The organism is uncultured Pluralibacter sp. (assembly GCF_913775985.1).
Classification (GTDB): domain Bacteria; phylum Pseudomonadota; class Gammaproteobacteria; order Enterobacterales; family Enterobacteriaceae; genus Pluralibacter.
The window spans coordinates 248,147-259,758 of sequence record NZ_CAJYMB010000096.1 but is presented as its reverse complement, the minus strand read 5'-3'; the positions used below and the strand labels follow the sequence as shown (position 1 = coordinate 259,758).

At 62.0% G+C, this 11,612-nt stretch carries 5 protein-coding genes and 2 tRNA genes; 3 read left to right on the top strand and 4 right to left on the bottom strand.

Annotation, left to right across the window (positions count from 1 at the left end; translation table 11 throughout):
- Positions 1-43 precede the first annotated feature (43 nt).
- Both QZ766_RS12000 and QZ766_RS11995 read left to right on the top strand, forming a co-directional pair.
- Positions 44-120: transfer RNA gene (locus QZ766_RS12000), tRNA-Met, on the top strand.
- Between the two features lie 54 nt (positions 121-174).
- A tRNA-Met gene (locus QZ766_RS11995) sits at positions 175-251 on the top strand.
- A gap of 140 nt (positions 252-391) precedes the next feature.
- Here QZ766_RS11995 and amiC read toward each other — a convergent pair.
- Complete coding sequence (amiC, locus tag QZ766_RS11990) at positions 392-1,645, bottom strand: N-acetylmuramoyl-L-alanine amidase AmiC (protein ID WP_297202185.1); 1,254 nt, start codon at positions 1,643-1,645, stop codon at positions 392-394.
- Between the two features lie 227 nt (positions 1,646-1,872).
- Between amiC and argA the strand changes: the two genes are divergently transcribed.
- The gene (gene argA, locus QZ766_RS11985; protein WP_297202183.1) at positions 1,873-3,204 is read left to right on the top strand and encodes an amino-acid N-acetyltransferase; all 1,332 of its coding nucleotides are present in this window, start codon (positions 1,873-1,875) and stop codon (positions 3,202-3,204) included.
- A 38-nt stretch (positions 3,205-3,242) separates the two neighbouring features.
- Here argA and recD read toward each other — a convergent pair whose 3' ends face one another.
- The 3 genes from recD to ptrA are packed head-to-tail and all read right to left on the bottom strand — an operon-like array spanning position 3,243 to position 11,508.
- Positions 3,243-5,072 carry an exodeoxyribonuclease V subunit alpha gene (gene recD, locus QZ766_RS11980; RefSeq protein ID WP_297202326.1) on the bottom strand — a complete coding sequence of 610 codons (1,830 nt, stop codon included), beginning with the start codon at positions 5,070-5,072 and terminating at the stop codon, positions 3,243-3,245.
- Positions 5,073-5,074: 2 nt separating this feature from the next.
- Positions 5,075-8,623, bottom strand: coding sequence for an exodeoxyribonuclease V subunit beta (recB, locus tag QZ766_RS11975; RefSeq protein WP_297202180.1), 3,549 nt, complete (start codon positions 8,621-8,623; stop codon positions 5,075-5,077).
- Positions 8,620-11,508: a pitrilysin gene (gene ptrA / locus QZ766_RS11970; protein WP_297202177.1), complete on the bottom strand. Its 2,889-nt coding sequence runs from the start codon at positions 11,506-11,508 to the stop codon at positions 8,620-8,622. Before ptrA ends, recB begins: the two co-directional genes overlap by 4 nt.
- Positions 11,509-11,612: the final 104 nt, after the last annotated feature.

Genomic DNA, 11,612 nt, shown 5'->3' with positions numbered 1-11,612 from the left:
GGTTGCATAGAAACGTGAGCTGAGTATAGTGCGCATCCACGGACGCGGGGTGGAGCAGCCTGGTAGCTCGTCGGGCTCATAACCCGAAGGTCGTCGGTTCAAATCCGGCCCCCGCAACCAATTAAAAGTAAGACATGTAGTAAGATTTACCTGCTTAGCAAGGTAAATGACGGACGCGGGGTGGAGCAGCCTGGTAGCTCGTCGGGCTCATAACCCGAAGGTCGTCGGTTCAAATCCGGCCCCCGCAACCACTTCATTAAACAATAGGCACCTTAACGGGTGTTTTTTTGTTTTTGTACTTTGTTAAAAGCGCCTGCCGCTCTCACCTCTACACGCTTCTTTATTTAACGCAATTACCGCGCGGCGCCTTTATTAAGCGCCGCACCAGAGATCATCTGCGCCGCGCCAGCGTCGCACTGTCCGAGAAATACGCCTTAATCCCCGCCAGAATCGACTCCGCCACTTCCTGCTGGAACTTCGCCGTTTTGAGCTTGCGCTCCTCCGCAACGTTGCTGATAAAGGCGGTCTCCACCAGAATCGACGGAATATCGGGCGCTTTCAGCACCGCGAATCCGGCCTGCTCAACGTGATTTTTATGCAGTTTGTTAACCCGCCCAAGCTTGCCGAGTACCGCTTTGCCGAATTTCAGGCTATCGGTGATGGTGAGTGACTGGACCATATCGAACATCGTGTGGTCGACGTAGCGATCGCCGCTCTTGCTGACGCCGCCGATGAGATCTGAGGCGTTCTGTGTCTGGGCGAGATATTTTGCCGCGGTGCTGGTGGCTCCGCGCGTAGAGAGCGCAAATACCGAGGAACCGCGCGGCTGGCGGCTGGTAAAGGCATCGGCGTGAATCGACACGAACAGATCCGCGCGCTGTTTCTGCGCTTTCGCCACCCGCACTTTCAGCGGAATAAAGACGTCTTCGTTGCGGGTCATGTAGGCTTTCATGTTGCGCTCTTTATCAATGAGCGCCTTCAGGCGGCGGGCAATTTTCAGCACCACGTCCTTTTCGCGGGTGCGGTATTTGCCCACCGCACCGGAGTCTTCGCCGCCGTGGCCTGGATCGAGCATGATGACGATCGGCCTGTCGCGCCCTGCCCGGCCCGGCTGCGGTCCACTGGCGGCGGGCGGCACCTGCTTCTCCAGATCGCCCTTGTTGTAATCCTCCAGCAGCGCAAGGAGCGGATCCTGCACGTCGGTAGCGTTTGCCGGATAGAGATCCAGCACCAGGCGCTCTTTAAAGCCGGCCACCGGCGCCAGGGCAAACATCTGCGGCTTAACATTCTGCTTAAGCTCAAACACCATCCGCACGGTCTGCGGATCGAACTGGCCTACCCGGGCGGATTTGATGAAAGGATCGTCGCCGCGGATCTGGGCACCCATGCCTTTCAGCACCGAATTGAGGTTAACGCCCTCCAGATCCACCACCAGCCTGTCGGGATGGCTCAGGGCGAACTGCTTATATTTCAGCACCTGATTCGATTCCACCGTCACCCGCGTATAGGTGGAGGCGGGCCACACGCGCACCGCCACAACGTGGCTCGCGGCCGCCAGCCCAACCTGGCTGACGCTCAGCAACCACATTGCCCCTGCGCCTTTAATAAAACGGCGGCGGCTTAATCCCGACTGACTTCCAGACATGCAACTCCCGAGCAAAAAACTGGTTTCACTTTTTTTAACAAGCTGTTGAACCGGAAACTGTAACCAAAGGCGCATAACCTGTCATCCATAAAAGGGTAAACATTATGAAGATACGCCGCGCCGGTGAGCATAATTGAACCATTTGTTTGAAAATTGTTGCTTGCACTCGCCGCTAAAACAGAATAAAAATATACTAATTGCGAATAAACATTCATAGAGGTCAGGCTGTGGTACAGGAACGCAGAACCGAGCTGGTTGAGGGATTTCGTCATTCCGTTCCCTATATCAACGCCCATCGCGGCAAAACTTTCGTGATCATGCTGGGCGGCGAAGCCATCGAGCACGATAACTTTTCAAGCATCGTCAACGACATCGGCCTGCTGCACAGTCTCGGCATTCGCCTGGTGCTGGTCTACGGCGCGCGTCCGCAAATTGACGCCAATCTTGCCGCCCATCACCACGAGCCGGTTTACCACAAGCATACCCGCGTCACCGATGCTAAAACCCTGGAGCTGGTAAAGCAGGCCGCCGGCACGCTGCAGCTGGATATTACCGCCCGTCTCTCCATGAGCCTGGGCAACACGCCGCTGCAGGGCGCGCATATTAATGTGGTCAGCGGCAACTTCATTATCGCCCAGCCGCTGGGCGTGGACGACGGCGTGGACTACTGCCACAGCGGCCGCATCCGCCGCATCGACGAAGACGCCATTCACCGCCAGCTCGACAGCGGCGCCATCGTGCTGATGGGCCCGGTGGCGGTATCGGTCACCGGCGAAAGCTTCAACCTGACGTCAGAAGAGATTGCCACCCAGCTGGCCATTAAGCTCAAGGCCGAGAAAATGATCGGCTTCTGTTCCTCGCAGGGGGTTTATAACGAGCAGGGCGAGATTGTCTCCGAGCTGTTTCCCAACGAGGCCCAGGCCCGGGTAGAGACGCTGGAAGCGGAAGGCGACAACTACTCCGGCACCGCGCGCTTCCTGCGCGGCGCGATCAAAGCTTGCCGCAGCGGCGTGCGCCGCTGCCACCTGATTAGCTACCAGGAAAACGGCACTCTGCTGCAGGAGCTGTTCTCCCGCGACGGCATCGGCACCCAGATTGTGATGGAGAGCGCGGAGCAGATCCGCCGCGCTACCATCAACGACATCGGCGGCATTCTGGAACTGATCCAGCCGCTGGAGCAGCAGGGCATTCTGGTGCGCCGCTCCCGCGAGCAGCTGGAAATGGAGATAGACAAGTTTACGGTGATCCAGCGCGACGGCACTACTATCGCCTGCGCGGCGCTCTACCCTTTCCCGGAAGAGCGCATCGGCGAGATGGCCTGTGTGGCGGTGCATCCGGACTACCGCAGCTCGGCGCGGGGTGAAGTGCTGCTGGAGCGCGTGGCGGCCCAGGCCCGGCAGATGGGGCTGGATAAACTGTTCGTGCTCACCACCCGCAGCATCCACTGGTTCCAGGAGCGCGGCTTCACACCGGTGGAAATCGACCTGCTGCCGGAAAGCAAAAAGCAGATGTACAACTACCAGCGCCGCTCAAAAGTGCTGATGGCCGATCTGGCCTGAGGCGCGCTGCCGGGCGGCTCCGCCCGGTAGACTCTCCGCTACAGCTGGGCAAACAGCGATGCCAGCCCGCTCCGGCGCTCGGTGCGAACGGTAATGGCCTGCGCCAGCAGCTTTTCATCAGCGTACAGCGACAGCCGCTGCCTGGCGCGGGTAATGGCGGTATACACCAGCTCGCGGGTAACCACCGGCACGCTGCGGTCCGGCAGCACCAGCGCCGCATGATGAAACTCAGAACCCTGGGATTTATGCACCGTCATCGCCCAGGCCGTATCGTGCTCCGGCAGGCGGCTCGGCTGCACCGACTTGAGGGTGCCGTCCGGCAGCGGAAACCAGACCCGCAGACCGTTCTCCCTGTTCAGGGCAATACCGATATCGCCGTTATACAGCCCCAGCGCGCTGTCGTTGCGCGCGATCATCACCGGTCTTCCTTCGTACCAGCGCGAATGTGCAGACGGCGTAATTTTGCGCCTGCGCGCCAGCAGCTGCTCCAGCTGGGCATTCAGCCCGCTGACGCCGAACGGCCCTTCCCGCAGGGCGCACAGCAGCTGGTAGCGGTTAAAGGCGGACAGGATCGCCGCCGGTTCCGCCCGCGCTTTCAGCAGATCGAGATACTCGCCGTAGCCCGCCAGCGCGTCGTCAAGCATCTCCGCGTACTGCGCGCTGTCGGCCAGCGGGCGCAGCGCGATATCTTCAAATCCCTGATGAAAAACCGCCCGCACCGCGGCGCGATCGCCGTGGTTCACCGCCCGGGCCAGCTGTCCGATGCCGGAATCACTGCCGAAGCGATAGCTTTTTTGCAGCAGGCACAGCCTGTCGCGCAACGCGCCAGCCTGCAGGCCCTCGCCTGCCGGTACCGGCGTGCCGGTAAGCCGCGTTAGCGCCTGCGCCCGTCCGGCGGTATAGCCGGCGTTGACCCACGCGCAGATATCCCCCAGCACCGCGCCGGCCTCCACGGACGCGAGCTGATCGCGATCGCCGAGGAAAATCACCCGCGCATGCGCCGGCAGAGCGTCGATCAGGCGCGCCATCATCGGCAAATCGATCATCGAGGCTTCGTCCACCACCAGCACGTCGAGGTGCAGCGGATTCCCGGCGTGATAGCGCCCGCGCTGGCTGCCGGGCTGAATGCCCAGCAGACGGTGCAGCGTGCTGGCCTCCGCGGGCAGCAGCGCCTTCTGCACCTCGTTCAGCGGCAGCTGGCGCAGGGCGATGCCCAGCGATTCAGTGAGCCGCGCCGCCGCCTTGCCGGTGGGTGCCGCGAGGCGGATCCGGCAGCGCGCCTGCTGGCGAGTCTGGATCAGCGCCGCCAGCAGCCTGGCCACGGTGGTGGTTTTGCCGGTGCCCGGCCCGCCGGAAATCACCGAGATGCGGCGCGTCAGAGCCACCGCGGCGGCCACTTTTTGCCAGTCCACCTCGTCGGAAGGGGGAAACAGCGCCGCCAGCGCGGAGGCTAGCGGCGACTCATCCTCTTGCTCAGGCTCGTCGGCCTCGCTAAAGAAACGGGCGACGCTCAGCTCGTTGCGCCACATCCGGTTGAGATAGAGCCGCCCGTCGCTGAGCACCATCGGCGTTGCGTCGTCACCGGCGCTTACCGCCGGTGAACGCTGGAGGTGCGCGGCAATCATTTCCGGCGGCCCGGCGAGGGCAAATAGCTGCTGCCAGAGCGCGCGCGCCCTTCCCGTTTCTTCTTCATCCGGCTGCATCCGCGAGAGCGGCAGGCAAACGTGCCCTTCCCCCACGTCGCGGCTGAGCATTGCCGCGGCCAGCAGCACCGCCGGAGCGTCGTCGCGGGCGACCATCAGGGCAAACTGGACGTCCAGCGGACGCAGTAGTTTCGCGGCGGCGGCCTCGGTTAACAGGGCTTCCATACTCACGATGCGGCCTCCTCGGGGGAACCGGCGAAAAGCGCGTCCAGCCCGTCAATCAGCGCCCGCGCCGGGCGAGTGGTAAAAATGCCCTGCCCGCTGCCGCTGTCGTCCACTCCGCGCAGAAACAGGTAGATAACGCCGCCGAAATGGCGATCGTAGTCATAGTCCGGCAGCCGGTGGCGCAGGTAGCGGTGCAGCGCGAGGCTGTAAAGCTGGTACTGCAGATCGTAGCGGTGCGCCTGCATGGCCTGCGCCATCGCAGCCTGGGTGTAGGCTTCAGGGCTTTCTCCAAGCCAGTTCGATTTGTAGTCCAGCAGGTAGTAGCGCCCGTCGCGGCGAAAAATAAGGTCGATAAAGCCCTTCAGCATGCCGCTGACCCGACGAAAATCAAGCGGGGGGCAGTCGGCAGAAAGCGGATCGTATTGACGGATCAGCGCATCCAGCGCCTCGGCAGACAGCAGCTGCTCGATGGGCAGATAGAACTCCAGCTCCACCTGTTTATCCTTCTCCCCCAGCGTGTTCAGGGCAATGCCGGTGCCCGGCAGCGGCGCCTGCAGTACGGCGTCCAGCCAGCGGGTCAGCACCGGGGCCCAGACGGGATCGAAGCCGCTGCGTTCGAGCTGCTCCTGCATCCAGCTTTCGGATACCGGCTGGGTAAAATCAATCTCTTCAAACAGGCTGTGCAGAAAGGTACCCGGCGACGCGCCGCGGGGAAAAGTATGCGGGGAGAGTTCCGGCTCCTCTGAGACCTCACCCCGCGCGCCGGCGGCGTCGATATCCAGCTTCGGCAGCAGATCCTGCGCCAGGCTGCCGTGTCCGCGCTGCTGCAGGCCGGAGTAGCTGGTCACCCGCCACTCGTCGGCAATGCGCCGCTGCATCGCCCGGGCGCGCAGTTCGGGCATTTCCGCCGCCAGCGCCTGCCAGGGTTCGCCATCCGGCATCCCGGCGATCGACACGGCGATGTGTTCATTGCACAGGGCGTTGAGGCAGGCCTGCAGACCGTCGGCATCCCGCGCTTCGCCGCGCTGCACCAGCCGTCCGAGCGCACTGTGGTGAAGCTCGCTGTCGGTCACCTTATCGCTGCGGCGCGCGCTGAGCGGCGCGATGCCGAGGCTGCAGTGCCAGACCGCGCGGGTCAGAGCCACGTACAGCAGGCGCAGATCTTCCGCCAGCCGCTCGGCCTCCGCCAGTTCGAGGCTTTCGTCGCTTTTGTTGAGATCCAGCACCGCGCCGTAGGTGCTGCGATCGTGATAGAACGCCTGATCCTGCTTGCGGTAGCGGGCGATGAACGGCAGCCATACCAGGGAATACTCGAGGCCTTTCGATTTATGCACGGTGACGATTTGCACCAGGTGCCTGTCGCTTTCCAGCCGCATCTGCTGCGATGACGCGCCGCTGTCCGGCCCGGCCACCTGCTGCGATAGCCAGCGCACCAGCGCGTGTTCGCTTTCAAGCTGCCCGGCCGCTTCCTGCAGCAGCTCGCTCAGGTGCAGAATATCAGTCAGGCGGCGCTCGCCGCCGTGGGTTGCCAGCAGGTTTTCCGCCAGGTGGCGGGCGGACATCAGCGCCCGCAGCATCGCCATCACTCCGCGCTGCTGCCAGAGCTGGCGGTAGGCGGTAAATTCCTCCACCAGCGCATCCCACGCCAGCTCGTCCTGATTCAGTACTTCAAGCTGCTGCGCGTTAAGGCCAAAGAGCGCGCTGGCGAGCGCGCTGCGCAGGCCGCTCTCCCGCTCCGGTGCCAGCACCGCCTGCAGCAGCCGCAGCAGATCCTGCGCCTCTGGGGTTTCAAAAACGCTGTCGCGGTTGGAGAGGTAGACTGACGGAATGCCCAGCGCGTTGAGGGCATCGCGCACCAGCGCCGCCTCCTGGCGGTTGCGCACCAGCACAGTAATGTCAGATGCCTGCACCGGACGAGCGCTGCCGCCGCGCCACAACAGCGCGTCTCCGCGCTGCCCGCCGCTGAGCCAGTCGCGGATCTGCCCGGCGCAGAGGCTCGCCATGTGGCTCTGATAATCCCCGGCGCTGACGCTGTTGCCGGGCATCAGCCAGAAATTCATCGCTGGCTGCACTTTACCGCCCAGCTCAAACCGCAGATCGTGATTTTTATCCGCGGACTTTACCGGCAGAAAGGGAATATCGCGGAACATAAACGGGTTATCGGTGCCGCTGAACAGGCGGTTGACGCTCTCCACGACGCCCGGCGCCGAGCGCCAGTTAGTGTCCAGCGTGTAGTGCGCCGGGACGTCGCCGCGGGCGCGCATATAAGTAAAAATGTCCGCGCCGCGAAAGGCGTAAATCGCCTGCTTGGGATCGCCTATCAGCAGCAGCGCGGTATCAGGCTGCCGGCGCCAGATGCGGCGAAAAATACGGTACTGCTGGGGATCGGTATCCTGAAATTCATCGATCATCGCCACCGGAAAGCGCTGGCGGATAGCGGCAGCCAGCGCGTCGCCGCTGTCGCTTTGCAAGGCGTCGTCGAGGCGGCTGAGCATGTCGTCAAAGCCCATCTCGCCCCGGCGGCGCTTCTCCTGGGCCACCGCTTCGCGAATTTCACTCATCGCCCGGGCGATAATCAGGCTGTCGAGGGAAGGCGGCGCGGCAACCAACACTTCGACCGCGTCAAACAACGGGTGTCGCGGCGGCTCGCCGCCCTCTTTGGTGCGCGACAGCAGAAACGACTGGGCAAATTTCTCCAGCGCGTCGGGCAGCTGGTAACCGGTGGTCTCTTCGCTGGCCCAGGCGTCCACCTTCTCAATCCACTTGCCCTGGTTGCCGCGGTTAAACTTGCGGCGATCCAGCGCCGAACCTTCAAGAATATCCGGAATTTCCGCAGATGCCGCCTGCCACTGCGCTTTTACCTCGTTGATTTGCGCAAGGATCTGCCGGTGGCGCTGTTCGATGGTTTCATCCTGCGGCGGCGTTTTGATCCGCGGCGCTTCCCCCTGCAGATAGCGGTCAATGGACTTCAGCAGCTCCTGCGGGCCTTTCCAGCTGGCGTGCACCATCTCCGCCACTTCCCGGGGCAGCGGATAGCAGTGCCGCCGCCAGAAGTCGGCGCAGGCGCGAAAGCGCAGCCGCGACTCGTCTTCGATAAGCGTCTGCTCAAACAGCATTCCCGATTCGAAGGCGTTCAGGCTCAGCATGCGCTGGCAAAAGCCGTGAATGGTGTACACCGCCGCTTCGTCCATCTGGCGCTCCGCCAGCAGCAGCACCTCGGCAGCCTCGTCGCGATCGTCGATTTCGTCCAGCAGGCTGGCGTAGAGGGGATTACTTGTGCTGTTACGCAGGCAGGCAATCCGCAGCTCGTGGATATTGCTGCGGATGCGGCCACGAAGCTCTTCGGTGGCGGCCTCGGTGAAGGTCACCACCAGCAGCTCTTCAACGTTCACCGGGCGGATAAAGGCGGCTTCGCCGCCGAGGCCCAGCAGCAGCCGCAGATAGAGCGCGGCGATAGTGTAGGTTTTTCCGGTGCCCGCAGAGGCTTCAATCAGGCGCTCGCCGGTCAGGGGCAGGCGCAGGGGATTTAACGACTCGGCGGTCTCGGTCATTCACTCTCTCTCATCAACGGCATGGACTGCTGCAGCGCGCTGATGCTGTCCCAAATCTTCCATCCCTGCGGGTGCGCGTAGTCGGTTTTTCCGCTCTGGTTTCCGGAAACCTGCGACAGCAGGGTCATTCCCTGAGGCGCAACCACGGTTTGATGGAAGAAATCGGCAAGCTTCGCGGGCGTCAGCAGCTTTATCTGGGCGACTACTTTATCACGTGAATCAAAGCGCATATTGCCGCGGTCGAAATCTTTGCTGAGCTTCGATGCTTCATCGCTCAGGGTCTGCGGCGGCTGGGTCATTTGCGTGATAATGGCCTGCTGGATCTGGGCAAACTCCTCGGGCTTCATGGTGCGCAGCTTTTGTTCCGCCGCGGGGAAAAACGACTTAAAACGTTCCCAAAGAAACGCCGGCTGCTTATTGCTGCACTGCAGCAGGAACCCTAGTCCCCACTGGCGACCGACGTTCATCGGAAAAGCAAATACCGCGTAGCCCAGCTGCTCTTCGGTGCGCAGCTGGCTGTAGAACCACGGCTGAATAATCTGCCCCAGCATTTCAGCGGCGGCAGAGCTGCTGAACTCGTCAACGTTAGCCGGGGCAAAAACGGCGCCCAGCGCCGAATCGCTGCTGCTGCCGGCTTTCTCGAAAATCGCATTCTGCTGCTTCGCTACCACCACGTCCGGGTTGCGGCTCCAGGTTTTACCCCCGGTCTTGAGCTGCGTTTGCAGGCTGCGGGCAAGCGCCACGGACTGATCGGCAGTCATGTTTCCCACCACCAGAAACTCGGGCCGCGCCCCCGCCTTGAGGCTGTCGCGCCACGCCATCACCTCGTCAAGCGTAATGGAGGGCAGCAGCGCCCGGCGGTCTTCCCGCTGGAAGTACGGCACCTGAGAAATCATCTGCAGCGGCATAATCGCCTGCTCGTAGGCTTTGCCTTTATCAGCTGAATCCAGCATCTGCGCGTACCAGGATTTAGCCTGCTCAAGCTGGGCTTCGGTGGGCTGATAGCTAAAGTAGCCTTGCAGCAGCGCCTCGAAGAGCTGCGGCAGGCGCTGGGTGTAGCCGTTGGCATTCACCAGCAGGCCGGCGTTGGCGCCGGTGGAGAAGCTGATCCCGCCCACGGCGGCCTGATTGCTGAGCTGATCCAGGGCCAGGCCCGCCAGATAATCGTTCAGGGCAAAAATCACCTGATGGCGGGCAGAGTCCATCACCTGCGGGTTGCGCAGCACCAGCGTGACGTCGGCTTTCGGCTCGCTGGCAAAGTAGCGGCTCGGGGTGTAGACCACGCGCAGCTGCGGCTCGTCAACGATAAGTTGCGGTTTCTCCGCCACTTTACCGGCGTTAACCAGCGTAAAATCATCCGGGATATAGGGGTTCAGCACCGGGAGCTGCAGCGGGGTTTTCGCCGCATCTTCCTGCCAGCGGGCCAGCTGCGCATCGCTGATTTTTTCAACCTGGTAAGGGGCCTCAACGAAGTAGGCCGTTTTGTTGTGCGGCTCGTTGGGGCTGATGTACCAGATGCGCGCGTTTTGCGGCGTCATCATTGCCAGGCGCGCCTGGATGGCTTTTTCATTAAAGCGGTCGGCCAGGTTTACGACATCCAGGGTGTGCTCAACCGGCACGCGGATCATGGTGTCCGCCAGCCACTCGACGTAATCCATATCGCGGCTGATGGAGGGATAGCGGAAATCGAGATCCAGCACGTGGGCCAGCTCGTCGAAGTAGCGCTTGTCGATGCCTTTCTCCCGCAGCATGTTGATGTAGCTGAATATCGCGGCCACCACCTGGTCCCGGTTAGCCAGCCCTTTATCGGTCAGGTTAGCGGATATCGCCAGCACCCCGCCGTTGCCGGTCACCACCGGATCGGAATCGGCGCGGATGCCCTCTACCAGCCCCTGGCTTTGCAGCCAGTCGGAGAGCGTGCCCGGGCTGCGGTTGCCGATCATATAGGTGATGAGCTCATCGGTTTTGCTGCGAAACTGCGGTGAGTTGTTGTCGATGCGGAACTCCACGCGCAACACCTTACGCGGGATAGCGGGCACGTAATGAATAATGAGGCCCTTCTGGGCATCGGTGACCACCGGCACGTCAATCTGCGGGCGGGCAATGTGCTTATTGGGTACCCGACCCCAGGTGCGGGCGGCAATATCCGCCAGCGCCGGCAGCGGCTTGTTGCTGTAGATAACCGCCTTCATCAGGTTAGCGGAGTAGTACTTATCGCGAAAAGCGTGCAGGGCTTGCAGCACCGGGCTACCCGGCTTATCACTGAGGGTTTCATAATTGCCGCCGGAGAAGCGCGCCGCCGGGTGTTTTGGATTGATGGTTTCGGCGCTAACCTGCGCCATTCGCATTCCGTCTCGGCTGCGGGCCATGGTCAGCTCCGCGTTGACGGCATTGCGCTCGCGATCGGCGTACTTTTTATCGAGCATCGGGGCGGCTATCGCGTCCGCCAGCCGGTCAACGGCGCCTTCCAGCGCGTCGTTTTCCACTTCAAGATAGAACGCCGTGCGGTAAGGCGCGGTGCTGGCGTTATGGCTGCCGCCGTGCAGCTTGAGGTATTCCGCCAGGCTGTCAGGCCGGGGATACATTTTCGATCCCATCAGGGTCATGTGTTCAAGAAAGTGCGCCAGCCCGGGATGGCTATCGGGATCCTGCAGCGACCCCACCGGAACCACCAGCGCCGACAGCGATTTCACCGCCTGAGGATCGGATACCAGCAGCACGGTCATGCCGTTATCCAGCCGGATAGCCTGATACTGGCGCGCGTCTTTATCGCTCTTGCGGATGGTTTCTTTTATGGGCTGCCATCCGGTCGCGGCCTGGCTCAGGGGCGCCCAAAGGGCGAAGAAGAGAACGATAGTGCGGATAAACCATGTGCTGCCGGGCATTAACGGACCTCATTATCAACGTTCGAATGCTGCTCTGATTTAGCAGCCTGACAATACGCATGATGCTTCTTTCAGGCGTCGCTAAGGCCAGCGGCCACAGCTTG

Coding starts and splice junctions, on each gene's coding strand:
- recB (WP_297202180.1), bottom strand. CDS start 8,623: ATGACCGAGACCGCCGAGTCGTTAAATCCCCTGCGCCTGCCCCTGACC.
- recD (WP_297202326.1), bottom strand. CDS start 5,072: ATGGAAGCCCTGTTAACCGAGGCCGCCGCCGCGAAACTACTGCGTCCG.
- amiC (WP_297202185.1), bottom strand. CDS start 1,645: ATGTCTGGAAGTCAGTCGGGATTAAGCCGCCGCCGTTTTATTAAAGGC.
- ptrA (WP_297202177.1), bottom strand. CDS start 11,508: ATGCCCGGCAGCACATGGTTTATCCGCACTATCGTTCTCTTCTTCGCC.